Source organism: Streptomyces atratus (genome assembly GCF_900119365.1).
Lineage (GTDB): Bacteria > Actinomycetota > Actinomycetes > Streptomycetales > Streptomycetaceae > Streptomyces > Streptomyces atratus_B.
Window position 1 is genome coordinate 53031 of the sequence record NZ_FPJO01000005.1, and the last position, 25729, is coordinate 78759.

General features: G+C 70.7%; 20 protein-coding genes and 6 pseudogenes. 6 read left to right on the top strand and 20 right to left on the bottom strand.

The window, feature by feature from the left end; genetic code table 11:
• The first annotated feature begins 118 nt into the window (after positions 1–118).
• The gene (locus BT364_RS11135; protein WP_072484993.1) at positions 119–1093 is read left to right on the top strand and encodes an acyl-ACP desaturase; all 975 of its coding nucleotides are present in this window, start codon (positions 119–121) and stop codon (positions 1091–1093) included.
• Between the two features lie 85 nt (positions 1094–1178).
• On the opposite strand, the gene BT364_RS11140 is transcribed toward BT364_RS11135, so the two are convergent.
• From BT364_RS11140 to BT364_RS11175, 8 genes and pseudogenes are all read right to left on the bottom strand, one after another.
• Positions 1179–1679, bottom strand: a complete 501-nt coding sequence (locus BT364_RS11140; protein ID WP_072484994.1) for a tetratricopeptide repeat protein — start codon at positions 1677–1679, stop codon at positions 1179–1181.
• Between the two features lie 31 nt (positions 1680–1710).
• On the bottom strand, positions 1711–1959 hold the full coding sequence (locus BT364_RS11145; protein WP_072484995.1) for a WhiB family transcriptional regulator: 249 nt from the start codon (positions 1957–1959) through the stop codon (positions 1711–1713).
• Positions 1960–2031: 72 nt separating this feature from the next.
• Positions 2032–2832 (bottom strand): VOC family protein, encoded by an 801-nt coding sequence (locus BT364_RS11150; protein WP_072484996.1) that lies wholly within the window; start codon positions 2830–2832, stop codon positions 2032–2034.
• A 109-nt stretch (positions 2833–2941) separates the two neighbouring features.
• A complete protein-coding gene (locus BT364_RS11155) occupies positions 2942–4015 on the bottom strand; it encodes an LLM class flavin-dependent oxidoreductase (protein ID WP_072484997.1) in 1074 nt (357 codons plus the stop codon).
• A 4-nt stretch (positions 4016–4019) separates the two neighbouring features.
• Positions 4020–4558 (bottom strand): annotated as a pseudogene (locus BT364_RS11160) (ABC transporter substrate-binding protein); the annotation flags it as partial.
• Positions 4557–5135, bottom strand: a pseudogene (locus BT364_RS11165) (ABC transporter ATP-binding protein); the annotation flags it as partial. The pseudogenes BT364_RS11160 and BT364_RS11165, both read right to left, overlap by 2 nt.
• Positions 5132–5962 carry an ABC transporter permease gene (locus BT364_RS11170; RefSeq protein ID WP_072484998.1) on the bottom strand — a complete coding sequence of 277 codons (831 nt, stop codon included), beginning with the start codon at positions 5960–5962 and terminating at the stop codon, positions 5132–5134. The pseudogene BT364_RS11165 and the gene BT364_RS11170, both read right to left, overlap by 4 nt.
• Positions 5959–6696, bottom strand: a pseudogene (locus BT364_RS11175) (NrtA/SsuA/CpmA family ABC transporter substrate-binding protein); the annotation flags it as partial. The pseudogene BT364_RS11175 and the gene BT364_RS11170, both read right to left, overlap by 4 nt.
• Before the next feature lie 393 nt (positions 6697–7089).
• On the opposite strand from BT364_RS11175, the pseudogene BT364_RS11180 reads away from it, so the two are divergent.
• Both BT364_RS11180 and BT364_RS11185 read left to right on the top strand, forming a co-directional pair.
• Positions 7090–7455: pseudogene (locus BT364_RS11180) on the top strand (IclR family transcriptional regulator domain-containing protein); the annotation flags it as partial.
• 61 nt (positions 7456–7516) lie between these two features.
• On the top strand, positions 7517–9778 hold the full coding sequence (locus BT364_RS11185; protein ID WP_079179404.1) for a DEAD/DEAH box helicase: 2262 nt from the start codon (positions 7517–7519) through the stop codon (positions 9776–9778).
• A 28-nt stretch (positions 9779–9806) separates the two neighbouring features.
• Here BT364_RS11185 and BT364_RS11190 read toward each other — a convergent pair whose 3' ends face one another.
• Positions 9807–10859, bottom strand: coding sequence for a multicopper oxidase domain-containing protein (locus tag BT364_RS11190; RefSeq protein WP_072484999.1), 1053 nt, complete (start codon positions 10857–10859; stop codon positions 9807–9809).
• A gap of 194 nt (positions 10860–11053) precedes the next feature.
• On the opposite strand from BT364_RS11190, the gene BT364_RS11195 reads away from it, so the two are divergent.
• Positions 11054–13546 carry a ThuA domain-containing protein gene (locus BT364_RS11195; protein ID WP_072485240.1) on the top strand — a complete coding sequence of 831 codons (2493 nt, stop codon included), beginning with the start codon at positions 11054–11056 and terminating at the stop codon, positions 13544–13546.
• Between the two features lie 74 nt (positions 13547–13620).
• Complete coding sequence (locus BT364_RS11200; RefSeq protein WP_371268582.1) at positions 13621–15777, top strand: OmpL47-type beta-barrel domain-containing protein; 2157 nt, start codon at positions 13621–13623, stop codon at positions 15775–15777.
• 11 nt (positions 15778–15788) lie between these two features.
• Here BT364_RS11200 and BT364_RS42735 read toward each other — a convergent pair.
• The 3 genes and pseudogenes from BT364_RS42735 to ligD form a co-directional block, all read right to left on the bottom strand.
• Positions 15789–15932: pseudogene (locus BT364_RS42735) on the bottom strand (ABC transporter permease); the annotation flags it as partial.
• A pseudogene (locus BT364_RS44115) lies at positions 15932–16108 on the bottom strand (ABC transporter permease); the annotation flags it as partial. The pseudogenes BT364_RS44115 and BT364_RS42735, both read right to left, overlap by 1 nt.
• Positions 16105–17136, bottom strand: coding sequence for a non-homologous end-joining DNA ligase (gene ligD, locus BT364_RS11210; protein ID WP_256259701.1), 1032 nt, complete (start codon positions 17134–17136; stop codon positions 16105–16107). The pseudogene BT364_RS44115 and the gene ligD, both read right to left, overlap by 4 nt.
• Positions 17137–17212: 76 nt before the next feature.
• Between ligD and BT364_RS11215 the strand changes: the two genes are divergently transcribed.
• Positions 17213–18280, top strand: a complete 1068-nt coding sequence (locus BT364_RS11215; RefSeq protein WP_072485003.1) for an ATP-dependent DNA ligase — start codon at positions 17213–17215, stop codon at positions 18278–18280.
• Here the strand turns inward: BT364_RS11215 and BT364_RS11220 are convergent.
• The 8 genes from BT364_RS11220 to BT364_RS11255 form a co-directional block, all read right to left on the bottom strand.
• Positions 18263–19477 carry a lytic transglycosylase domain-containing protein gene (locus BT364_RS11220; RefSeq protein ID WP_072485004.1) on the bottom strand — a complete coding sequence of 405 codons (1215 nt, stop codon included), beginning with the start codon at positions 19475–19477 and terminating at the stop codon, positions 18263–18265. The two genes, BT364_RS11215 and BT364_RS11220, sit on opposite strands and share 18 nt — an antisense overlap.
• Before the next feature lie 22 nt (positions 19478–19499).
• Positions 19500–20246 (bottom strand): hypothetical protein, encoded by a 747-nt coding sequence (locus tag BT364_RS11225; RefSeq protein WP_072485005.1) that lies wholly within the window; start codon positions 20244–20246, stop codon positions 19500–19502.
• Positions 20247–20491: 245 nt separating this feature from the next.
• On the bottom strand, positions 20492–21022 hold the full coding sequence (locus tag BT364_RS11230; protein WP_072485006.1) for a hypothetical protein: 531 nt from the start codon (positions 21020–21022) through the stop codon (positions 20492–20494).
• A gap of 55 nt (positions 21023–21077) precedes the next feature.
• Entirely contained in the window at positions 21078–21698 is a 621-nt protein-coding gene (locus BT364_RS11235) for a hypothetical protein (protein WP_107408205.1), read from the bottom strand.
• Positions 21695–22216 (bottom strand): hypothetical protein, encoded by a 522-nt coding sequence (locus BT364_RS11240; protein ID WP_072485007.1) that lies wholly within the window; start codon positions 22214–22216, stop codon positions 21695–21697. The genes BT364_RS11235 and BT364_RS11240 overlap by 4 nt, the downstream gene beginning before the upstream one ends.
• Positions 22213–23472 carry an MCE family protein gene (locus BT364_RS11245; protein WP_072485008.1) on the bottom strand — a complete coding sequence of 420 codons (1260 nt, stop codon included), beginning with the start codon at positions 23470–23472 and terminating at the stop codon, positions 22213–22215. The genes BT364_RS11240 and BT364_RS11245 overlap by 4 nt, the downstream gene beginning before the upstream one ends.
• Positions 23469–24620, bottom strand: a complete 1152-nt coding sequence (locus BT364_RS11250; protein ID WP_072485009.1) for an MCE family protein — start codon at positions 24618–24620, stop codon at positions 23469–23471. The genes BT364_RS11245 and BT364_RS11250 overlap by 4 nt, the downstream gene beginning before the upstream one ends.
• Positions 24617–25729, bottom strand: coding sequence for an MCE family protein (locus tag BT364_RS11255; protein WP_072485010.1), 1113 nt, complete (start codon positions 25727–25729; stop codon positions 24617–24619). The genes BT364_RS11250 and BT364_RS11255 overlap by 4 nt, the downstream gene beginning before the upstream one ends.

Here is a 25729-nt window from a genome sequence, read left to right on the forward strand (position 1 = left end):
AACGTCACATAACAGGGCATTGGAAGAGCGGGCTTGGCGGTGGGCTTACCTCCGCTTTAACCTACGGTCTCGTAACCTACGTATCCGTAGGTAATTCTCCCGTCCCCAGGAGTTCCCCGTGACGATCACCGCTCCCCACCTCGGCAGCCCCAAGGCGTGGACCGACGCCCAGCTGCTGTACGCCCTGGAAGAGGTGGTGGAGAAGGAGCTCAACCGCCATCTCAAGGTCGCCAAGGACTGGATGCCCCACGAGTACGTCCCGTTCTCCGACGGGCGGAACTTCCCCGGCGTCTTCGAGGACGGTGAGGCCTGGCAGGCCGACCAGTCCAAGGTCACCGACATCGGCAAGATCGCGCTGGTGGTGAACCTGCTGACCGAGGACAACCTCCCCAGCTACCACCACGAGATCGCTTCCCTCTTCGGCCGCGACGGCGCCTGGGGCACATGGGTGCACCGCTGGACCGCGGAGGAGGGCCGGCACGGCATCGTGATGCGTGACTACCTGCTCACCTCACGGGCGGTCGACCCGGACAAGCTGGAGCAGTTCCGGATGGCACACATGGCGGAGGGCTTCGAGTCGGACAACCGGCACTCGATGCTGCACTCCGTGGCGTACGTCGCCTTCCAGGAGCTGGCCACCCGTGTCTCGCACCGCAACACCGGCCACGAGTCGGGCGACCCGGTCTGCGACCGCATGCTGGCGCGGATCGCCACCGACGAGAACCTGCACATGGTCTTCTACCGCAACCTCCTCGGTGCGGCCTTCGAGCTGGCCCCGGACCTGACGATGCAGGCCGTGCGCGACGTCGTCGTCAACTTCCGGATGCCCGGTCACGGCATGCCGGGCTTCGAGCGGGCCGCCGCGCAGATGGCGATCGGCGAGATCTACAACATGCGCATCCACCACGACGACGTGATCCAGCCCGTACTGCGCTACCTCAAGGTCCTCTCCATCGACGGCCTGGGCCCCGACGGCCTGAAGGCGCAGGAGGAGCTGGGTCTGTACATGGGCGGCCTGGACAACGAGGCGGCGAAGTTCGACGAGAAGCTCGCCGCCCGCAAGGCCCGGATGGCCGCGCGCGCCGGCGCCTGACGCCCCCGAAGGCCGCCGCCCCGCCGGACGGGCACTGCAGTACGCCCCGTCCGGCGGCACCGGCGGACCGACGCCCGCGCCGCTCTCACAGCGTTTCGTTCAGATCCCGCGCATAGTGCTCGATCGCCGCCCGGTACCGGCGCACATACGGGTCCGTGCTGCCGGCCGCGAGCAGCTCCAGCAGCAACCGCATGGCTTCGTGGTGCTCACCGGTGTTGAACAGGGCCATGGCGAGAAACGTCCGCAGCGCCCCGTCGTCCGGGAACCGCCCGGTCCCCTCGCGCAGCACCTCGACGGCCTTGTCGTACTGCCCGAGCACCCGGTACGTGCTCCCGAGGCCGAGCAGCGCGCCCCTGCGGTCCTCCTCCGACAGCCCGGCCCCGGCCAGGCAGCGTTCGTAGAACGGCACCGCCTCGGCCTCAAGACCGAGCACATCGTGCGCCCAGGCGGTCTGATAGGCGATCTCCGCGTCCGCGGGGAAGTCGGCGGCGAGGGAGAGCAGCCGCTGCCGGGCCTCCTCCCGGTGGCCATCGGTGCGCAGCCGCACGGCCGCCGCGAGCAAGCTGTCCCGGTCGTGATCATTCATGCGGACATCGTCCCAGACCGGCTCAGGGGGCTCAGCCGCGGCCGGTCCTGCGCAGCCGTTCCCGCTCCTTCTCGGAGAGCCCGCCCCATACACCGAAGCGCTCGTCGTTGGCGAGGGCGTACTCCAGGCAGGCCACGCGCCCTTCGCAGGCGTTGCAGAGCTGCTTGGCCTCACGGGTCGAACTGCCGGGGGCGGGGAAAAAGAACTCGGGCCCCGCCTGGGCGCACAGCGCGGTCTCCTGCCAGGCGAGTGCGGGGTCGTCCGCGGTGTTGATCAGCATGTGTCCACCGTGCCCGGTCGCGATAAACGACTGATCAACGCCTCATCAATACGGCGCGCCGATGAGTTCCGGTCAGGTCTGCGACGCCGTCGCGCTCGTGATCAGGGCGAATTCTGCCCCGTCCGGATCGGCGGCATGCGCGAACTTTCCCACATCTTCCATCTCCATCGGTTCCAGGCTCAGCTTGCCACCCAGCCGCTCCACCTGCGCCACCGCCGCGTCGCAGTCCTCGACCTCGAAGTACGGCAGCCAGTGCGATCCGGCCACCGCCCGGGTCGCCACCGCGTTGAGCGGTACGAGGCCGCCGAAGCCCGCCTCCTCGCCGCCGCCCCCGGTCCGGATCACCGTGTAGGACCCGCCGCCGCCGGGGAACGGCGTCAGGGCGGTCTCCCATCCGAAGACCGCGTCGTAGAACGCGGCGGCCGCGGGCACGTCCGGGGTGTACAGCTCGGCCCAGCACAGGCTGCCCGGGACACCCACCGCCCCCAGGCCCGGGTTCTTCCCCGGCTGCCAGATGCCGAAGAAGGCCCCGGCCCGGTCCTTGAATCCGGCCATCCTGCCGAGGTCCAGGACGTCCATCGGGGGGAACGGCACGGTGCCGCCGGCCCGCTCGACCGCCTGCGCCGTGGCATCGGCGTCCGGCGACCGGAAATAGACCGACCAGGACGGCTCCCCCTGCTCCTCGGTGACCGTCATCGCCCCGCCGGCCGTCTTCCCGTCCAGCGTGAAGGTGCCGTACCCACCGGTCTCCGGGCCTCCGGCCACGTACTCCCAGCCGAAGAGGCCGGTGTAGAACTCGACGGCACCGTCGAGATCGGGGGTGCCCAGATCGGTCCAGCAGGGCGCTCCGTCGGCGTAACGGGTGGTGGGCATGGCCTGCTCCTTCGACGATGCCCGGCTGCGGGCTGCGGGAGCCTTCCCGACGTTCCGAGTCTCGCACCGGGCACCGCCGTCCGCAGCCCGCGCCCGGGGCACCGGCCGGTCAGCGCTTGATGCCCAGTGCGGGAAGCACGGTCTCCGCCACCCGGTAGGCCTCCTCCAGCAGCGGGCTGCCGGAGAGGATGAAGGTGTCGACGCCCAGGTCCTGGAACTCCCCGAGGCGCTCGACGACCTGGTCCGTGGAGCCGACGACCGCCGTGCCCGGCCCCGGGCGGAACAGGCTCATGCCCGGCCACATGTTGGGGTGCTCCTCCAGCTCGCGGGCGTGCGCGGGGACCCTGCCGCCGTGCTGGCGGAACTGGCGCTGCCAGCCCACGCCGTCCTCCCCCGCCCGGTCGCCGAGCTGCCGGGCGTACGTCGCGTCGCTCGTCACGTCGAGGAGCCGGTCGGCCGCCGCCCATGCCTCGTCCTCGGTCTCGCGGACGATGAGGTGGAGGCGGAGCCCGATCCTGAGCGTGCGGCCGTACGCGGCGGCCCGGGCCCTGACCCTGTCCAGCTTCTCCTTGAGCAGGTGCGGGGGTTCGCCCCAGGTGAGGTAGACGTCCACGTGCTCGGCCGCCATCTCGATGCCGGGGTCGGACGAGCCGCCGAACCAGAGCGGGATGTGCGACTCCTGGACCGGCTTCAGCTCCCTGAAGGACGCGCCCGCGTTCTTCAGGTCGTAGAAGCGGCCCTTGTGGTCGAAGACCTCACCGGCGGTGAGCCGTTTCACGATCGACCAGTACTCGGCGCTCAGTTCGTACCGCTCGTCGTGCTCCACGTGGAGCCCGTACTCCTGGAGGGACTTCGTCGAGCCGTTGACGACGTTGAAGCGGAGCCGGCCGCCGAAGAGGCTGTCGAAGCTGAGGGCCGTCTTGGCGAGCAGGGTGGGCGAGATCAGACCGGGATGGACGGCCAGCAGTGGCTTGAACCGGGTGCTGGTGGAGGCCGCCAGCGCGCTGCCGAGCGGCCAGACGTCGTACAGGTCGGTGGCGAGCAACGCACCGCTGTAGCCGAGGCGTTCGACCGTGCCGGCGAGCTGGGCGAGGTAGCCGAGGTCGACCGGCCGCCGGCCTTCGGGTTCCCAGGGGTAGGCGCCTTCGCGCGGGATGATGTACCAGAGGACCTCGGTCGCCATGCCGTCACGCCGCCTTGTCCGCGCCGGCGCCGGCCAGGGCGTGGGCGACGGTGACCGGGCGGTCGATGAAGCCGGTGCGGTGGAAGATGTCGGCCGCTTCCTGCTGCTCGGCGATGAATGCGTCGGTGACGGGTTCGATCTTCCAGGGCAGGGCGCGCAGCGCGGTCTCCCAGTCGTCGGCGGATCCGCCGAGGTCGGCGGCGGCGATCTCGGCCGCCCGGCGGGGGTTGGCCGCCGCCCAGTCGTCGGCGCGCCTCAGGGCGCGGGTGAGCGCCTCGATCACCTCGGGGCGGCTCTCGGCGAGGTCGCGGCGGGCGAAGAAGACGGAGCGGTCGGTGATGATGTCGCCGGTGCGGACCAGGGTGCGCAGACCGCCGGTGCGGCGAGCTGGGCGCCCTGGGCCACCCAGGCGGCGATGGCTCCGGTGCGCAGCAGTTCCTCGCTGTCGTCGGTGCTGCGGACGGCGGTGATGTCCTCGGCGAAGGAGAGCCCGGCGCCGTCGAGCGCCTTGGCGATCAGGTGGGTCTGCCAGGAGCCGATCGACCCGGTCGGCGAGCCGTACGGCTTCGTCCACGTCGTGGGTGACGAGGAGGACGGCGGGCCGGTGCTTGCGGCACGGCTCTCCCACCAGGTCCTGCATCCTGAGCCGGGTCAGGGCGTCGAGTGCTGCGAACGGCTCGTCGAGCAGCAGCAGTTCGGGTTCGCGGACCAGGGCGCGGGCGAGGGCGACGCGCTGTGCCTCGCCGCCGGAGAGGGTGGCGGGCCAGGCATCGGCGTGCCGTTCGAGGCCGACTTCGGCCAGGGCCCGCAGCCCGTGTCCGGAGCGGCCGCGCGGCAGGGCGACCGTCACATTGGCGAGGACCTTCTTCGAGGGTACGAGGCGGGGTTCCTGGAAGACGACGGTGCGGGCCTCGGGGACGAGGACCTCTCCGGCGTCGGCCGCGTCGAGTGCGCCCAGGATGCGCAGCAGGGTCGTCCTGCCGCTTCCGCTCGCGCCGAGCAGGGCGACGAACTCGCCCCGCGCGATGTCGAGTCGGAGTCCGTCGAGGACGGCGCGGTCGCCGAACAAGCGGCGCAGTCCGCGTACCCGTACCGCTGTCTGCGGGGTCCGGCCGGTCATCGGGTGGCTCCCTGTGGGGTGCGCCAGGGCATCAGCAGGCGTTCCAGCAGCCGTACGACGACGTCGGCGGTGAGGCCCAGCAGTCCGTAGACGAGGATGCAGACGGCGAGGATGTCGGTGCGGGCGTAGCTCTGTGCCTGGGACATCAGATAGCCGATGCCGGCGGTGGCGTTGATCTCCTCGGCGGCGATCAGGGCGATGACGCTGAGGGTCATGGAGAGCCGCAGCCCGGCGAGCAGCGACGGCAGGGCACCGGGCAGGACGACCTCGCGCACGAGGGCGAGCCGTCCCATGCCGAAGCTGCGCATGGCCTCGATGAGTTCGGGGTCGGTGCTGCGCACCCCGCTCGATGTGGACACGTACATCGGGAAGGTGGTGGCGACGGCGATGAGGAGGATCTTCGCGGTCTCGTTGATCCCGAACCAGACCATGAACAGGGGCACCAGGGAGAGGAACGGGATGGTGCGCAGGGTCTGGATGGAGGAGTCGAGGAGTTCGTCGCCGAGCCGGGTGAATCCGGTGGTGATGCCGAGGACCAGCCCGGCGGCGAGCCCGATGAGGAGGCCGAGTGCGGAGCGGGTCAGGGAGGTGGTGAGGGCGTCGGGCAGCTGCCCATTGCCCCACAACTCTCCTATCGCACGCAGTACTTCGGCGGGCGAGGCGAGGACGTCGGGGGTGAGGAGCCCGGTGGCGGACGCCGCCCACCACAGGACGAGGAGTGCGAGGGGGCCGAGTGTCCGGACGGTCGCGGAGTAGGTCCGGCTGCGGGCCCTGCGCCGCTGCGGGCGGGGCCTGACGAGGCCCGGATGGAGGCCGGTGTCGCTCATTTCAGCTTCTCGATGTCGAGGAGGTGGGCGGCGACGTCGACCTTGTCCGTGGTGACCTGCTGCTCGGCGTAGATGCCGGCGACGGCCTCGAAGCGCGCGATGTCCTCGGGTCCGATGGGGTCGACCGTGCCGCCCTTGCGGGTGAATTCGGTCTGGACCTCCTTCGCCCTGCCGGTGACGGCGGTCGGTCCGACGTCCGTGAAGACGTTGAGGTACGCGGCCGGGTCCTGCTTCTCCTCGGCGCTGGCGTCGTGGAGGTACTGGTAGAGCGCCTTGACGATCTCGGGGTGCTGCTCGGCGAAGCCGGTGCGCACGGCGTTGAGGCTGTAGTTGTCGGAGCCGATCGCGGCGCCGTCGGCGACGAAGTGCGCCTTGCCGCTGCCGATCTCGGCCACGGCGTAGGTCGCCCAGACCGCCCAGGCGTCGGCCTTGCCCGCGTTGAAGACGGCGGCCGTCTGGTCGGGCCGCAGATAGACCCGCTTGACCTTGTCGGCGGGGATGCCGGCCTTGTCGAGGGCCTTCAGCAGCAGGTATTCGCCGGTGCCGCCCTGGTTGACAGCGACCTTCTTCCCGACCAGGTCCTTGACCGATGAGATGCCGGAGCCGTTCTTGACGAGGATGCCCTCGCCGGCCGCGTCCGGGTCGACCGCGGTGAAGAACTTGAAGCCGGGGCGCTGGGCGAGCGAGGTGATGCCGGAGGTGATGGAGCCGGTGGCGATGTCGAGCTGGTCGGAAGTCGATGGCGATGTCGTGCACCGGAACGGCGAGCCGCAGCCCGCGCAGGGCCTTGACGCCCCGGATTCCGGAGCCGGGTCCGACGAGTACGGCCTGGCGTTCCTCGATCCAGGTGAGACCGATCAGCCGCGTCCGCTCCCCGCGCGAACGGGCCCACAGGGCAGGTACGTTGCCGCCTTCGCGGAACAGGCCCGGCAGGGCGTGGGTGAAGTGGGCTGACCGGTCGGCACCGGGCGCGGTGTCCTGGAGGGACCGCACCGTGATGCCGTCGGGGGCGAACTCTTCGGTGAGCCACCTGCGGTCGGCGGCGATGCCGGTCGCGGTGGGGACGGGACAGCGGGTGAACCAGAGCGTCCGGGGCAGGACGGCATGCGTCATGGGGGACTTCCCGAGGCGGGCCCTCCTCGCTGCCCCCGCTGCCCGCCTTCACCGACCGTACGATCGTCGAACCGGCGGCCCTGGAGGCCGAGTTGGCGAAGGTGCGGTCCGACACCTACGCGCTCAACGACGGGGAGTCGGCCCACGGGGTGCGGACCCTGGCGGTGCCGGTCCTGGACGGCGCCGGTCATGCCCGCTTCGCCCTGGCGGTCCGGGCCACCCCGTCCGTGATCACCGACGCGCGCACCGACTGGTTCCTGGCGCAGGCCCGCTCCTGCGCACGGGCCCTGGAGGTCCTGTTGCTCTCCCCGGCCGAACGCCGAACGCCGGCCGCCCGCGCCCTGAGCAGCCTGGGCTGTCGGTGCCGCGTGGCACGATAGGAATCGTCCGGGCAGGTGCCGGGCAGGACGGCAGCCGGGCTGCGCGGACAGAGGGACGTACATGACACAGGCCGGAGCGACGGAGGACGGGGCGCCCACGGGAAGGGCCGCCCGGGAGCTGCTGACGCGGGCCGGGCTGCTGCTGGAGACCGCGCGCACGGTACTGGCCGATCACACCCGCGCCGTCGACGCCGTGCACACCGCGCTGAAGCCGCTGCTCGACTCCCTCGTCCGCCGGGAGCTCGCCGCCATCCCGGCCTCCAGGCTCAAGGACGTCACCGAGGGCAGACTGCGGCTCGGCGCGGTCGAGCAGGCCGGTTTCACCACCGTCGGCCAGGTCCACGAGGCCAACCGCTACGAGCTGCGGCAGATCCCCGGGGTCGGCGCGCAGACCGCCGACCAGGTGCTGGCCGCGGCCGGTCAGATCGCCCACGCGGTGCGGGACACGGTCGCGGTCCGGATAGACGTGGACGCCCCGGACGACGCCACGACCGCGCTGGTCGTCGCCCTGCACCGGCTGGTCGCCGCCGGTCCCGACGTCCGCCGGGCGGTGGACGCGGCGGGCCGGCTCGTCGGGCGCCTCGAATCCCTGCTGGCCGCCGCGGGTCCCGCGCGCGGCCGGCTGCGCATGCTCTTCACCGGGCGGGAGGCCCGCTCCCGGGCGCTGGAGGCCGTCGCCGAGGTGCGGACCGCGGTGGCCGAGGCCCAGGGGCGCGAGCTGCCGCTGCTGTTCGGGCAGGTCTCGGTGGATCTGCTGCGGGCCCCGGAGTCGGAGCTCGCCGCGTGGGTGGATTTCGAGCTGCGGTCCGCCGAGTACTACAGCCTGCTCGCCGAGATGTCCGGCACCGGCCCGGACCGGGACGCGGCCGAGGGGTTCCTGCCGTCCGGGATGGCGGACCGCGTGCGCGGTCTGCGGCTGGACGACGCCCATCTGCGCGTCTCGCTGCGCGGCTACCAGTCGTTCGGCGCGCGGTTCGCGCTCGCGCAGAAGCGGGTGATCCTCGGAGACGAGATGGGGCTCGGCAAGACCGTCCAGGCCATCGCCGCGCTGGCACATCTCTCGGCACGGGGCGAGACGCACTTCCTGGTGGTCTGCCCGGCGAGCGTGCTGATCAACTGGGCGCGCGAGATCCGCGCCCGCTCCACGCTGCGCACCCTGCCGGTGCACGGCCCCGAGCGGCAGTCGGCCTTCGGGGAATGGCGTAGCGGCGGCGGGGTCGCCCTCACCACGTTCGACGCCCTGCACACGCTGCCGGCCGCCGCGGACTGCGGCCTTCGGCCCGGCATGCTGGTGGTCGACGAGGCCCACTACGTCAAGAACCCCGCCACCCGCCGGTCCCAGGCGGTGTCCGGCTGGACGCAGCACACCGAACGGGTGCTGTTCCTGACCGGCACGCCCATGGAGAACCGCGTCGAGGAGTTCCGCAGCCTGGTCCGCCACCTCCAGCCGGAGCTGGCTCCCTCGATACACACCACCCATGGAGCCGCCGGTTCGCTCGCCTTCCGCAGAGCGGTCGCCCCGGCCTATCTGCGGCGCAACCAGGTGGACGTGCTGACCGAACTCCCGGCGCTGGTACAGGTCGACGAGTGGGAGGAGTTCAGTCCGGGCGATCTCGACGCCTACCGCGAGGCGGTGGGCGCCGGGCACTTCATGCGGATGCGCCGGGCCGCGTACGCCCGGCCCGGCACGTCCACGAAGCTGAACCGGCTGCGCGAGCTGGTGGCCGAGGCCGCGGACAACGGCCTGAAGGTCGTGGTGTTCTCCTACTTCCGCGAAGTGCTCCACACGGTCCGACAGGCCCTGGAATCACCCGTGTTCGGCCCGCTCTCGGGGAACCTCCCGGCCGCCCGCCGCCAGCGGCTGATCGACGACTTCGGTGCCGTGGACGGTCATGCCGTGCTGCTCAGCCAGGTCCAGGCGGGCGGCGTCGGACTGAACATGCAGTCGGCGTCGGTCGTCATCATCTGCGAACCGCAGATCAAGCCGACGATGGAGCACCAGGCGGTGGCCCGCGTCCATCGGATGGGCCAGATACGGACCGTCCAGGTGCACCGGCTCCTCGCGGCCGACAGCGTCGACGAACGGATGCTGGACATCCTGGCCCGCAAGGAGCGGCTGTTCGACCTGTACGCACGGCGCAGCGACGTCGCCGAGACGACGCCGGACGCCGTGGATGTGTCGGACGGGGCCCTGGCCCGACGCATCGTCGAGGAGGAACAGCTGCGCCTCGCGACCAGAACGGCCGGAACGGCCGCGACGACCATGCCGGCCGCACCCACCGGGACGGACGGGACGGCCCGAGAGACGGTGCCGGAAAGCTGACGCCGTCAGGGCCCACGGACCGGTGGTCTCACGATCCGTGTGCCGCCGGGTCGTGCGCGGCCGTGTCCTTCGGCGCGCTTCCGGACGCCGCCTTGTCCGGCGCTGCCTTGCCGTGGGCCGTCATGTCGTGCGGCTCGTACCCCGGCACCGTGCCGTCCGGCTTGGCGACCAGCAGCAGTCCGGCCATCCCCATGTCGGAGTGGCTCTGCACATGGCAGTGGTACATCCAGGCGCCCGCGCCCACGTGTTCGCCCGCGATGACCTGGAAGCCGAAGGAGTCCGCCGGGCCGACGATCTTCGTGTCGACGACCCGGCTGGGGTCGTCGGGACCGGTGAGCAGGCCGGTCCGGTTGTCCGCCCAGCGATGACCGTGGATGTGGAACGTGTGGTAGTACTCGCCGTGCGTGATCATGACCACTTCGAGCCGGTCCCCCACCGTGGCCTCGAAGTTCGGGCTCTCGTGGGCCGGCTTGTTGTTGATCGTCATCATGTCGTTGAAGACGATCGTGATCGTCTTGTCCGGCAGGATGTCGCCCTTGCGCCGGACGATCAGCGGACCGTAGAGGCCCTTGCGGATGCCGCCGGTGCCGTGATCCGTGCCGACGACATGGTCGTGGTAGTGCCAGTAACCCGCGCTTCCCGGCTGCCAGGTGCCGTCCTTGCGCCGGCCGGGGGCATGGGTGCGCCAGGTGTACGTACGGGTCCCGCCCGGCTCGACGATGCTCTTGTTCATCCGGGTGCCGTCGCTCGCGATGTCGTAGTCGACGCCGTGCGCATGGAGGCTGACCGGCACATCGGCCGTGTTCTCGAACTCGATGTGCAGGGTGTCGCCCTCGTTGATCGCGATGAGCGGCCCCGGCACCGACGCCTTGCCCTTCTCCAGCCCGTACCCCATCTGACCGTCCGCCAGCTTCTCGGCGTACAGCTTGAGATGGCGGACCGCACCGCCCGCCGGGGCGGTGGCCAGTGCGGGCTCCGCCGAGCTGGCCTCGATCGAACCGAGGGACAACGATGTCAGGCCGGTCGCGGCCGCCACCCCGCCGCCGACCAGCATCCGCCGGTTGAAGCTCCTTCTGTCCATGCCGAACTCCCCACTGCTCCAAGGTATTTGGAGCGCCGACTCGCCCCGGACGGCCCACACCGTAGCCGGAGGATCTCCGTTTATCCACACCCAGGACAAAGTTCGTGCAAATGCCGCCATAGCTATTGGCGGACCGCGAAAAGAGGTCTAGCTTCATGCGCTGTTGCAGTGACCAAAGAGGGGTGGGTGACCACATGCAGCGCACACCACATCACAGGTCCAGATCGCGACGCGGACTCGCGGCGGGCCTCGCGGCCGGCGCACTGACCGCTTCCCTGCTCGGCGCCAACACAGCGGCGGCCAGGCCCTATCCGGAGCCGCCCGGCTCCCTGGCGACAACGTTGTCCCTGCCGTCGCCGCCGGGCGGCGCCGACGTCAAGGTGCTGGTGTTCCACGCCTCGGCAACCGAGGAGTCCCCGACGGTCGACGCCGGGATCGCGGCCATCGAGAAGATCGGCCTGACCGGCCCGGAATCCAGCCGGTTCAGGACCGTCGCCACCGACGACCCCGCGGTCTTCACCAACGGCAAGAGGCTCGGCAAGTTCAATGCCGTGGTCTTCCTGACCGGCGGCGGCGACGTCCTCGACCCGGAGCAGGAGGCGGGTCTGGAGGCGTACATGGAGGCCGGCGGCGGCTTCCTCGGCATCCATGACGCCGCGCGCACCGAGCCGTACTCGGACTGGTTCACCGGCCTGGTCGGCGCCCGCCCGGCGGCGGACAGCCCGGCCTCCGTACAGCGTGCGACGGTCGAGGTCGGCGACCGGCAGCATCCGGCGACCAAGAACCTCCCGCTGGAGTGGAAGCGCCCCGACAAGTGGCTGAACTGGACGAAGAACCCGTCCGGCGACGTGCACACCGTGGCCCGGGTCCGCGAGATCACCTACAAGCCGGGCGCGAGCGCCAACGGCTGGGACCACCCGGTCTCCTGGTGCCGCGACTACGACGGCGGCCGGTCCTTCTACACGGCGATGGGCGGTACGGCCGACAGCTTCGCGGAGACCGACTTCCGCGACCATCTGCGCGGCGCGCTGAACTGGACGACCCGGATCTCGCAGGCCGACTGCAAGGCGACGATCGACTCCAACTACAAGGCCGAGCGCGTCACCCAGCCCAACCAGCCGGGGCAGAACGACCAGATCGGCGAGCCGCACGGTCTGGTCACCGCCCCCGACGGACGCGTGCTGTACATCGGGCGCGGCGGCGCCGACAGCAGCAGGCCGGTCGTCACCGACTGGAACGACCCGGACATCGGAAAGGGTCTGGGGCAGATCCATGTCTACGACCCGAAGACCAAGAAGGTCACCCTCGCCGGCCAGCTGACGATCTTCGGCAACAAGGGCGGCGGCGACGAGCTGGTCAAGGTCGAGGAGGGGCTGCTCGGCATCGAGCTGGACCCGGACTTCGAGAAGAACGGCTGGGTGTATCTGCACTACACCCCGCACTCGAAGCTGGACCGCGACAAGCAGATGGCGGTGCGTCAGGTCTCGCGCTTCACCATGGACCTGTCCACGAACAAGCTGGACCTGTCCTCGGAGAAGGTGCTGCTGCACTGGCCCGTCCAGGTCCACAGCTGCTGCCACGCGGGTGGCGGGATGGCCTGGGACTCCCAGGGCAATCTGTACATCGCGACCGGTGACAACAACTCCTCCGGCTTCAGCGACGGTTACTCCGGGAACAACCCGCAGCCGAACCACAAGGGCGTCTCGTTCGCCGACGCCCGCCGCACCGCGGGCAACACGAACAACCTCAACGGGAAGATCCTGCGGATCCACCCGGAGGACGACGGCACCTACACACTGCCCGAGGGCAATCTCTTCACCGGCAAGGAGCCCGACGAGGGCGGTGGCAAAACGCGCGGCGAGATCTATGTGATGGGCGTGCGCAACCCGGCCCGGATCTCCATCGACAAGTCGACCGACACGCTGTACGCGGGCTGGGTCGGTCCCGACGCGGGCTCGCCCTCCACCACCTGGGGCCCGGCCAAGTACGACACGTTCGCCGCGATCACGAAGGCGGGCAACCACGGCTGGCCGTACTGCATGGGCAACAAGCAGCCCTACCGGGACCGCAATCTGCCCGACCCCACCAAGCCGCTCGGCTGGTACGACTGCGACCACCCGAAGAACGAGTCGCCGAACAACGACGGTCTGGTGAATCTGCCACCGGTCACCTCCAACACCATCTGGTACTCGCCGCAGGGCGGTGGCGTGGACTACCCGCGCGACGCGAACGGCATCCCCAGCTACAAGGTCGAGGACCAGAAGCAGCTGCTGCCGTGGCTCAAGGGCGGCGGCCAGGCCACGATGAACGGCCCGGTCTACCGGTACGACGCGGCGAGCACCAGCGCCGACAAGTGGCCCTCGTACTGGGACGGCAAGTGGTTCGTCGGTGACTTCTACGACGGCACCCAGCCCCGGCACGCCGTGCTCACCGATCCGAGGACGGTCGGCAAGGGCGGTCTGCCCACGCACGCCGAGTCCCTGCGGAAGATCATCCCGGTCGGGGCGGACGGCATCCGCAACCTGATGGACTGGAAGTTCACCCCGGACGGTTCGCTGTACGTCCTGGACTACGGGCGCGGCTTCTTCACCTCCGACTCCAAGTCCGCGCTGTGGCGCGTGACGTACAAGGGCGGCGGCCCGACCCCGGCCGCCGGTGATCTGGCCAGGAAGGCGGCAGTGCGGTGAGACATCGTCCGGTCCTCTCGCGAAAGCGGTACCGTCCGGCCCGGTTGTGGCTCGCGCTGCTGGGTTCGTTCCTGATGGTGCTGGGGCTGACCTCGACGGCTGCCTACGGCCGTACGGCGGCTCCCGCCGGTGCGGCGGCCGAGCAGGTCCTCACCTGGACCGCGGGCGACCCCATCGACCGCTATCTGTCCGCCCCGAAGACCGCGGTGGCCGGCAAGGCGACCATCGTCTTCGAGAACAGTGCGGCGACCGGCAACACCACGGGGATGCCGCACACCCTCACCTTCAGCGTCTCGGACCCTGAGTTCAACAACGACGTCACGCTGAACATCCTGGCCAACCCGGCCGACGACCAGGGCGGCAGGCACACCGCCGAGGTCACGCTCACCCCCGGCCGGTACTTCTACCACTGCACCATGCCGGGGCACGAGGCGATGCAGGGCATCCTCACCGTCACCGAGGACGGAGGCGGCGAGGACAGCACGGCGCCCGGGACCTCGGCGAAGGTGGACGGTGACAAGAACGCCGACGGCGCGTACGTCGGTCAGGCGACGGTCACCGTATCGGCGACCGACGACGGCTCCGGCGTCGACACCGTGGAGTACGCGGTGGGGGCGGACGGCGCCTGGCAGCCGTACACCGCACCGGTCGTGGTGAACGAGGTCGGCACGCATACGATCCGCTACCGGGCCACCGACAAGGCGGGCAACACGGCGGCGGAGAAATCGGTCGACTTCACCGTCGTCGCACCGCCCACCGACGACAGGACGCCGCCGGAGACCTCGGCGACCGTGTCCGGCGAGAAGGACGGCCAGGGGCGGTACCTGGGGATGGCGACGGTCACCGTGACCGCCTCCGACACCGGCTCCGGCGTCAACACCATCGAGTACGCGCTCGGGGCGGACGGCGCCTGGCAGCCGTACACCGCACCGGTGATGGTGCACGAGACCGGCACCCATCTGGTCCGCTACCGGGCCACGGACAAGGCGGGCAACGCGGCGGCCGGGAAGTCGGTCGACTTCACCGTCGTCGCACCGCCGACGCAGGACAAGACCCCGCCGGAGACCTCGGCGAAGGTGGAGGGCGACAAGAACTCCGACAACGCCTACATCACCAGCGCGAAGGTGACCATCACCGCGACCGACGCCGAATCGGGCGTGGACAAGGCCGAGTACTCGCTCGACGGCGGCCCGTACCTCGCGTACACCACCACCGTCATCGTCGACCGCGTCGGCTACCACACCGTGGCCCACCGGGCGACGGACAAGGCCGGCAACACCTCCGTCGCCAAGCAGGTGTCCTTCACCGTCGCGGAGAGCGGGGGCGTACCGGCGCCGAACTGCCCGGAGTTCGACGAGCGGCTCACCGTCATCGTCGGCACGGTCGACACCGGGGTCCCCAACCGCATCACGGGCAACCGCTGCACGATCAACGAGCTGATCGAGGACGAGAAGGACTGGTCGTCGCACGCGCTCTTCCTCAAGCACGTCGACGGTGTCCTGGACAAGCTGCTCGCCGCCGGTGTGATCGACGCCCGTGAGCACAAGAAGATCTACCGGGCGGCCAAGCAGTCGGGGATCGGTATGCCGGGCCAGGACGAGGGCTACAAGAAGCTCTTCGACGGCACGGCGGATTCCTTCGCCAAGTGGCAGCAGGTCGGTGGCGGGAAGTTCGGGCTGAACGCGGACGGCACCATCACCAGTTCCACCGCGGTGGACGGCATGGGCATGCTCTGGTTCCCGGGCCGGCAGTACGGCGACTTCTCGCTCAAGCTCCAGTGGCGCGACGACGCCCCGGGCGCTGGCAACGCCAACAGCGGGGTGTTCGTCCGCTTCCCCGACGTCCACGACAACCCGGAGGAGTCGCGTCCCGAGTGGGTCGCCATCAAGTACGGCCACGAGGTGCAGATCCTCGACCGTCCGGACGGCGACATGTACAAGACCGGCTCGGTCTACGGCTTCGACCGGATCGGCCTGGCCGGCGCCGGGGTCACCCCCAAGGGCACCTGGAACGACTATGAGATCCGGGTGGTGGACCAGCACTACTCGGTCTACCGCAACGGTGTCCTGCTGAACGAGTTCGACAACAACGGCGGTCAGGTCTTCGAGCCGCCGCGCGGCGACGACCCGGGCACCGACGGCCGGCGGTACGCCTCCGGCTACATCGGACTCCAGGTCCACAGCACCACGGACGTGGTCTCGTACCGCGACATCCGGATCAAGGAGCTGTAGCCCGGGCCCGATCAGGTGGCCGTGGCCGCATGCTGAGGCATGTGGTCACGGCCTCCCGGGTGCCGGTGGCGCCACACCCAGAACACCGTGCAGGAGACCACCGCCCAGGTTCCGAGCACCGGGTACGGGAAGATCCGCTGGTGGCCCTGGTAGTAGCCATCGCGTAGGTGTAGGAACCGGCGATGAGTCCGGCGGCCGCGGCGAGGATGAACAGCATGACGGTAGCGGGGAAGTACGGCGAGTCCTTGTACGCGGCCCATTTCTCGGCGCGGGTCAGCGCTCTGCCGTGTGCCCCGTGCGGGACGGAGGGCTCCAGGTCCGGGTCGCTCATCCCGCGGTTTCCCCGTCGTGCCGGGCCCGGCTCGGCTGGACCCGTTTCGGCTCGCCGGGCATCTTCGGGTACTCCGGCGGGTACGGCATGTCGCCGAGGCCGCGTTCCCGCTCGTCCCGGTCCGCCAGCTCCAGCAGCGCGTCGAGCCGGAAGGCGTGGTCGTCCATGTCCGCGTGCACATCGCCCACGTCGGCGTAGCGCTTCGGCATGGTCCTGATGTCGAAGTCGCCCGGTTCGGCGTCGTCGATCTCCTCCCAGCGCAGCGGGGCGGAGACCGGGGCATGCGGGCGGGGGCGCACGGAGTAGGCGGAGGCGATGGTGCGGTCGCGGGCGGTCTGATTGAAGTCGACGAAGATCCGCTCGCCGCGCTCCTCCTTCCACCAGGCCGTGGTCACCCGGTCCGGCATACGGCGTTCCAGTTCGCGTCCGGCGGCGATGGCGGCGCGTCTGACCTCGGTGAACGTCCACTCCGGGGCGATCGGGACGAAGACGTGGATGCCCCGGCCACCGGAGGTCTTGGGCCAGCCGCGCAGCCCGTGGTCGTCGAGCACGGACCGCAGCTCGTGGGCGGCGCGCACCGCGTCGGCGTAGTCCGTGCCGGGCTGCGGGTCGAGGTCGATGCGCAGTTCGTCGGGGTGGTCGGTGTCGGTGCTGCGGACCGGCCAGGGGTGGAAGGTGAGGGTACCGAGGTTGGCCGCCCAGATGACGGCGGCGAGCTCGGTGGGGCAGATCTCGTCGGCGGGCCGGCCGCTCGGGAAGGCGATCCGTGCCGTGGGGATCCAGTCGGGGAGGTTCTTCGGGGCGCGCTTCTGGTAGAAGAACTCGCCCTCGACACCGTCCACGAAGCGCTGGAGGGTGGTGGGCCTCTCGCGCAGGGCGCGGGTGATGCCGGGGCCGACGGCCAGGAAGTACTCGGCCACGTCCCTCTTGGTGTAGCCCTTCTCCGGGAAGTAGACCTTGTCCGGACTGGAGAGCCGTACGGCCCGTCCGTCGGCTTCTAGCTCCACTGCTTTCACTGCTGCACCCATGACGGTCACGGTAGGCCGGGCTCACATATGCCGCATATCGGGAGACTTGCGCCCGGTCGTGGGTCAGAATCGGGCCATGGATCTGCCGGTGATGCCTCCTGTGAAGCCGATGCTCGCCAAGTCCGTGTCCAGGATCCCGCCCGGTATGCAGTACGAGGCCAAGTGGGACGGCTTCCGCGCGATCGTGCACCGGGACGGCGAGGAGGTGGTGATCGGCAGCCGCACCGGCAAGCCACTCACCCGCTACTTCCCCGAACTGGTCACCGCGGTCCGGGAGAATCTGCCGCCGCGCTGCGTGATCGACGGCGAGATCGTGATCGCGTACGACGGGCGGCTGGATTTCGACCGGCTCAGCGAGCGCATCCATCCAGCGGATTCCCGGGTGCGGCTGCTCGCCGAGCAGACCCCCGCCAGTCTGATCGCCTTCGACATCCTGGCGGTGGGCGACGACTCGCTGCTCTCCACCCGGCAGTCCGACCGCCGCGCCGTGCTGGAGGCGGCACTGTCCGGAGCGTCGGCCCCCGTCCATCTCGCCCCGGCGACCACGGACCCGGCCCTCGCCCAGGAGTGGTTCGAGCGCTACGAGGGCGCGGGGCTCGACGGTGTGGTGGCCAAGCCGCTCGACCTGCCGTACCGCCCCGACACCCGGGTGATGTACAAGATCAAGCACGAACGGACCGCCGACTGCGTGGTGGCGGGGTACCGCTTCCACAAGAGCGGCCCGGTCGTCGGCTCGCTGCTGCTCGGTCTGTACGACTCCGGGGGCGTGCTCCAGCACGTCGGGGTCTGTGCGGCCTTCTCGATGCGGCGCCGCGCGGAGCTGGTCGCGGAGCTGGAGCCGCTGCGTGTCGACTTCGCCGGTCACCCATGGGCGGCCTGGGCCGATGCCGAGGCGCACGAGCGGGCCCGGCTGCCCGGGACGCAGAGCCGCTGGTCCGGGAAGAAGGACCAGTCATGGGTGGCGCTGCGCCCGGAGCGGGTCTGCGAGGTGGCGTACGACCACATGGAGGGCGACCGGTTCCGGCACACCGCCCGGTTCCGCCGGTGGCGGCCGGACCGCACCCCTGCCGGCTGCACCTACGCGCAGCTGGAGGAGGTGGTGCGGTACGACCTGGCCCAGGTGCTGTCAGCCGGCGGACGGTGAGCCCGACGGCGTGGCGCAGGGGTCCTCGCTCGTCGTCGGGTCGGGTTCCGGGGACTCGGTGGTTCCGGCCGTCTCGGTCGGGTCCGGTGACGGCGAGTCCGTCGGGCAGCCGGGGCCCGGCTCCGAGGTGCCGGGGTCGGGGCTCGTACCGGGGTCCGGGCTGGCCGGTCCGGTGCCGGTCGGATCGGGCGAGGCGGTGCCCGGGTCGGTGGGGTCCGGGGAGGCGGTGGGGTCCGGGGAGCCGGTCGGCGATCCGGAGGGCTTGGGGCCGCCCGACGGGGAGGGGCGCGGCGAACCGCCGGGCTGGGGGCCCACGATGATGCCGCCGTCCGGGGCGCCGGGACCGCCGACCGGATGCTTCGGCTTGTTGGGGCCGCCCGCGCCGGGGCTCTTCGGGACGGTGCCCTTGCCGTCGGCCACCGGGTGGATGCCCTTGCGGTAGAACTCCAGCCAGGACAGCACGGTGCGCAGATAGGTGTCCGAGTGGTTGTAGCTGAGGATCGCCCGGTCCAGATCGGCCTTCACCGACAGATCGCGCGGTCCGGCACAGAGGTAGTGCCCGGCGGCGAGTGCGGCGTCGTAGATGTTGTTCGGGTCGCGGCGCCCGTCACCGTTCCCGTCCTGCCCCCAGTGGGCCCAGGTCGAGGGGATGAACTGCATCGGGCCGACCGCCCGGTCGTAGGTCCGGTCGCCGTCGTACGCACCGCCGTCGGTGTCCGGGATGTCGGCGAAGCCCGCACCGTTGAGGACCGGTCCGAGGATCGGGGTGAGCGTCGTGCCGTGGGCGTCGACCCGTCCCCCGCCCGCCTGGCCGGACTCGACCTTGCCGATCGCCGCGAGCAACTGCCACGGCAGCCGGCATCCGGGGTCGGTCTTCCCGAGTGCGCTCTCCGCCTTGCGGTAGGCGGCGAGCACCGTGGCCGGGATGCCCGCCTCGGCCCACGACCGAGCGGCGGCCGGGCTCTGCTTCGTACCGGCCTTCGGTGGCTTCGGGGACTGCAGCGGCGGGAGTTCGGTGTGGTACGAGTCGTCGTTGGGTATGTGCGACCACTTCACGTCGTCGGTCTCCTGACGCTTCTCGGGCGTCGTTTCGTGAGCGACGAGTCCCGGTGCCTGGGACGCGGTGAGCGCGGCCATCGCGGCGACCGCGGCCGCCGTGCCGCTGAGTCCGCGGCGCATGGTGCCGTTGAACCTCATGCGTGCTCCCCTCTCCCCCGGGTCACCGGGTGAACGTATCGATAGCGGAGATCCGCCAGCTGTCGCCGCGGCGAACGGCGTCCACGGCGAACATGGCCGCCGCGTAGGTCGTCTCGTCCGACTTGCCGGTACGGGTGTTGCTCTGGTCGGCGAAGATCAGCAGCCGGGCCCGGTCGCCGTCCAGGAGCTCCACACCGCTGTCGGTGACGGTCGTGGTCAGCACCAGCTTCTGCTTCTGTCCCTGGGCCCGGACCTGGGCGAGCATGTCCTTGTGCTGCTGCACCGCCTTGCCGACCAGGTGGGTCCTGGCCGCCTCCTCGGAATTGCCGGGCGAGGCGTAGTTGTACGAGAACACCGCGCCGACGGCGTCGGCGATCCGGCCCTTCACCTCGCTGGTCCGCGCGATGTCGGTGAGCGCGGTGTTCTGCCGGGACGGGTCGTCGCGCAGGCTGCCGGCCGAGGTGAACGCCCAGGCGGTGAAGGCCCCGAGCAGCACGGTGAGGGCGCAGAGGGCGGCGGGCAGCCGGACGCGGAGGCGGGACGGCCGCTCGCCGCGCGGCGCTTTCCTCTCCTGGTCCACCGCCGGAACGGCGTCGTCCGTGACCTCGTCGTCGGTGGTGGTGTCCTTCGCGGCGGGGGTACGCGCCGGCTCGTCCTGGGACGTGTCCGTGGTCGCGGGCCGCCGCGTCGGCGCGGTGGCGGTGGGGCGTTCCGCGGCGACGGTGGCCAGCCTGCGCCGGCGGTTGACGAGGTGACGGGTCGTCGACATGTCCGGAAAGTCCTCTCGGTGGCGGGGTGGGAGTCGGTGGCGTCAGAGGCTGTCGGGTGACCTCGGATCGGAAAACGGACACGGTCTGGTGCGTGCGATTCCAAGGCGGAGGAGGGAGTCGGATGGGGTCTCCCCTGCTCGAGCGGAGCCGAGAGCTTGGGAAAGGAGCGCTGGCGACCGACGACAACGCGGGAAGCGCGCCTGCCAGGGCGTGGCCGCCCGGTCGGAGGGCACCCGACAGCCTCTCAGCCGGCCGTGTTGCCGACGGGTGCCTGGCCGAGGGCGCTGAGCTTCCACCCCTCGGAGGTACGGGTGAGCTTGCCGAGCATCCGGCTCTCCTTCACCGCGGGCTTGCCCTTCGGCACGGTCACGGTGACCCGCAGCGCCACCATGACTCCGGCCTTGCCGGCCCGGTCGTCGAGTTCGGTCACCGCCCCGGACAGGATCTGGGCCGTGCTGACCGTCTTCGCCTGCTGGATCTGCTTCACGAACGCCGAGCGCCCGTCGACCAGTTGCTGGTGCAGGTCGCCGGTGGTGGAGTCCTCCCAGGTGTCGAGGCCCTTCTCCAGCTTCCGGTGGTCGAGCGTGTTCATGTTCTGCACGGCCTGCTCGCCCGCGGCCAGCGCCTCGTCGCGGGACTGGGCGTACTGCGCCGATTCGTCGTGTGCGGCGTCGTACCACGACACTCCGCCCCAGGCCGCCGCGCCGGCCGCCGCGACCGCCAGTACGACCGCCGCCGCCGCCAGCGGGTTCCCCGTCTTCCTTACCCGTGTCATTGCTGTCTCTCCCCTGCCGGCCGATCCGTACCGAGTTGCGCGAGTGTGGGTGCTGCTATCTGGAGGCGATCTCGACCACGGTCCAGTGGCCGTCCCGCAGTTGGGCGGTGACGGAGAGCTGGGCCGCCGCCGTGGTGGCCGGCTTGCCCTCCCGCTCGTAGACCTGGTCGAGGAAGACCAGCAGGTGGGCGCTGTCGTCCGTCAGCCGGGTCACTCCGGCGCGCACGACATGGGTGGTGAGCGTCAGCTTCTGGTCCGCGGCCTGCTTCTCGACCTGGCCGAACAGGGCCGCGTACTGCTGGAGCGCCTTGCCTGCCAGGAGTTGCTTCGCCGACTCCTTGGTGACGGCGGTGGCCTGCGGGCTGTAGGAGAAGACCTTGCCGAGTGCGTTGCTGACATCGCCCGCGACCCGGGTGGTGGCCTCGCTGTCGGTCAGCGCGCGGTTCGAGGTGGCGGGGGTGTCCCGCAGCGCCCTGCCCTCGGCGAAGAGCACGCCGCCGGTCGCGAGCAGCGCGACGGCCAGGACGGCTGCCACGATGCGCGGCCACCGCCGGACGGACCCGGGCGGGTCGGGCCGGTCCTCCTCGGCGACCGCACCGGCTTCCTCGGCGTCCCGTGTCTCCGTGTCCGTGCCGGTGTCCGTACTCACGACCACTGTCCCTCCCCGCTCCTTCATTCGCCGCTCCCGACCGGAATCGCCGTGAGCGCCTTGACCTTCCAGCCGTCCGGGGTACGGGCCATCGTGGCCTCGAAGCGCTTGCGTTCGGTGCCGGCCTTTCCGGTGCGCGGGGTGACCTCGACATCGACGGTCGCGATCATTTCGGCCGTTCCGGTCCGCTCGTCGAGTGCGGTGAGCGCCGCGTCGGTGACCTTGCCGCGTGCGGTGGCACCGGACTTGGTCAGTTCCCTCGCGTCCTTGCTCCGGGTGCGTCCCAGCTGGTCGTGGAGCGGCCCGGTCGAGGAGTCGAGCCATGCGGCGAGGCCGCTGTCCACGCTCCTGGCGTCCTTGGCGTCGAGGCTGTTCAGCAGGGCGAGGCGGTGCTTGCCGTCGGCCAGCGCGGCATCCCGGCTCTTGGCGTACGCGAGGCTTTCGTCGCCGCGCGCCCGGGCGTACGACCAGCCGCCGAGGGCGCAGACCAGTACGGCGGCGAGCAGCACCGCCCAGCCGGTCATGGTCTTCGTACGGGTCGTCATCGGCCGCCCTCCTGTCCGAGTCCCAGCAGGCCGGCCATGCCGTCGCCGTCCGACGGGCTCCGGCCGGTGACACCGAGCGCGCCCGGGAGCCGGTCCGTGTCGTCGCTCAGCAGCATCGAGCCGGGCTTGGCGGGCTCGGGCACGGCGCCGCCCTTCGGCGCGTTGGCGCTGCCGCGCACGTTGGTGCCGGTGCCGGGCGAGGAGGTGCAGCGCGCCTTGGTGTTGACGGGCGGTCCGGCCGAGGTGTCCAGGCCGCTGCGGTAGACCGTGCCGCCGTATCCGGCGGTACAGGGCAGCGGTTCGAAGAAGGTCACCGACATCCCGAACCGGGCGCCGTTCTCGTCGATCGCGCTGGCCCCGGCGGCCGCCACCGCGGGCAGCTTCACCAGGAGTTCCTCCATGCCGCGCTGCCGGGTGACGGCGACCTCGGAGGTGGTGAGGAGGTTGGCGACCACGACGCCGAAGCTCGGGTCGAGGTCCCGCAGCAGTCCGCTGATCTGTCCGGTCGCGTCGGGGGCGACCGCGATCAGCTTGCGGAGATCGGTGTCGGAGCTCTTGAGCTGTGCGGCCAGTTCCCTTGCCCCGGAGGCGAAGCCCTTGAGTGCTTCGCCCTGTTCGGCCTGGGTGCGCAGCACGGTCCGGCCGTCGATCATGAGCCGGGTGTTGACCGGCAGCGCGTCGTCCGCCGCCCGGACGAAATCGCTCCCGGTGTCCAGCAGCACCTGGAGGTCGTCGCCGCGTCCCTCGAACGCGGTGCCGAACTCGTCGACGACCGTGCGCAGGGATTCCGGATCGACCGAGCCCGCGAGGTCGTTGACGCTGGTGAGGACATCGGTGACGGGGGCGGGGACGGTGGTGTCGGCCTGGTCGATGACGGAGCCGTTCGCCAGGTACGGGCCCCCGGTGCGGGTGGGCCGCAGGTCCACGTACTGCTCGCCGACCGAGGAGAGGCTGGCGACGACGGCCTTGAGACCGTCCGGGATCTTCGGGGCGTCCTTCTCGATGCGCAGTTCGGCCTCGACTCCGTCGTCGGTGAGCTCGATCGGCCCGACCCGGCCCACCGAGACCCCCCGGTAGGTGACGTTGGAGTGGGTGTACAGCCCGCCGGTGCGCGGGAGCTGGACCTTGACGGTGTAGTAGCTGCGCAGGCCGATGTAGTGGCCGAGGTCGGCGTACCGCACTCCGAGGAAGCCGAGCACGAGGACCGCGATGACCAGGAAGGCGATGTTCTTGAGCCGGATGGCGAGGGTGATCATCGGCTGCTCCCGTCCGTGCCCGCCGTCGGGACCGCGGGAAGGGGCAGCGGCAGTGCCCGGCTGGTCCCGCTGGTACCGGTCCCGGTCCGCGGGGGAACCGCCGGGACGAGCGACGGGATGATCTGTGTGCCGGGCATGGCCGTCACATCCAGGTAGACGTTGAGGTAGTCGCCCTTCACCCCGCGCAGCACCTCGTCGGTGAACGGGTAGGTGAGCAGCACCTGGAGGGAGTCGGGCAGGTCTCGGCCGGAGTCGGCGAGCGCCTTGAGGCTGGGGGCGAGAGCCTTGAGGTCGGCGATCATGTCGGCCTTGCTCTTGTTGACCGTGTCGACGGCGACGGTGGAGAGGGTGTCGAGCGAACGCAGCATGGTGAGGAGCGAGCCGCGCTGTTTCTCCAGGACCTTCAGGCCGGGGCTGAGCCCGGTGAGGACCGTACCGACGTCCTGTTTTCGGGTGGCGAGGGTGGCGGAGAGCCGGTTCACCCCGTCGAGTGCGTCGGTGATGTCCTTCTTGTGGCCGTCCAGGTTCGTGACGAGGGTGTCGACCCGGCCGAGCATGGAGCGCATCTGGGGTTCGCGTCCGGCGAGTGCCTTGTTGAGCTCGGTGGTGATGGTCTTGAGCTGGTTGACGCCGCCGCCGTTGAGGAGCATCGACAGGGCGCCGAAGACCTCCTCGACCTCGGGGTTCCGGTTGGTGCGGGACAGCGGGATCCGGTCTCCGTCGGCGAGCCTGCCCTGGGCCGTGCCGCGCGCGGGCGCGGCGAGCTGGATGTACTTCTCGCCGAGGAGGCTGGACTGTTCCAGGTGGGCGTAGGCGTTGGCGGGCAGTTCGACCTTGCCGTTGACGCGCATGGTGACCTTGGCGTTCCAGCTGCCCGAGCCGAGGGAGACCTTGGTGACACGGCCGACGGCGACGTCGTTGACCTTCACCGATGCCTGCGGGGCGAGGCTGAGTACGTCCGCGAACTCCGCGGTGATCTCGTACGGGTGGTCGCCGAGGTCGGCGCCGCCGGGCAGCGGGACCTGGTCGATCCCGGTGAACGACGGCAGGCCGGAGGCGGTGACGACGAGGGCCAGGCCGACGCCCACGGCCAGCACCGCGGCGGCGCCGGTCGTGCGGGCTCCGGGTCTGCGCAGCACTCGGCTCATCGGTTCGCCCCCTTCTTTTCCGTGGCGGTCTTCGCCGGGGTGCCGTAGACGGTGCCGACGGCCGGGAGCGGCAGGGTGGGCAGCGCCTTGCGGCGTGCGCCGTCCACCGGGGTGAGGCCGGCGAGTCCGGTGGTCTCGGTGAGCGGTCCGCCCATGGAGAGCTCGTTGAGGTTGGTACGGCCGTTGAGGGTGCGGTTCACCGGGTCGTAGGCGTTGACGACGTTGCCCGCGGCGAGCGGCAGCGTGTCCAGTGACTCGGCGAGCGAGGCCCGCTGGTCGACCAGGGTCTGGGTGAGCGGCACCAGGGCGTCCACGTTCGCCTTGAGGGCGCCGCGGTTCTTCTGGATGAAGCCCTTGACCTGCCCCAGTGCGGTGCCCAGTTCCTTCAGCGCGGCACCGAGGTTCTCCTTGTCGTCGGCGAGGAACCCGGTGACCGAGTTGAGCTGCTGTTCGGCGGCGCGGACATTGCCGTCGTTGTCCTTCAGCACGGTGGTGAAGGTCTGCAGGTAGGACAGCGTGTCGAAGAGGTTCCCGCTGCTCTTGTCGAGGGTCTTGGTGGCCTTGCCGAACTGCTCGATGGAGTTGCCGATGGCCTTGCCGTTGCCGTCGAGGTTCTTGGCCCCGGTGTCGAGGAGTCCGGAGAGGGCTCCGTCGGCGTTGGCTCCGTCCGGGCCGAGTGCCTTGGAGAGCTCCGTGATGGAGTCGTACAGCTGGTCCACCTCGACGGGTGTGGCGTTGTTCGCGGCCGGGAGTACGGCGCCCGCCGCGATCTGCGGTCCGCCGTCGTAGGCGGGGGCGAGCTGGATGTAGCGGTCGGCGACGAGGCTGGGTGCGACGACCACGGCGTGCGCCCCCTTGGGGACCTTGACGCCCTTGTCGACCCGCAGGGTGACCTCGACCTCCTTGCCCCGGGGGGTGACCGATTCGACCCGGCCGACCCTGACGCCGAGGATGCGCAGGTCCGATCCCGCGTACACACCGGTGGCCCGGTCGAAGCAGGCGGTGATGGTCGTCGTTCCCTCGTCGTCCATGGCCAGCACCCCGGTGGTGGCCGCGACGGCCACCACGGCGAGTCCGGCGCCGATGCCGACGATGCGCTTCATTCTCAT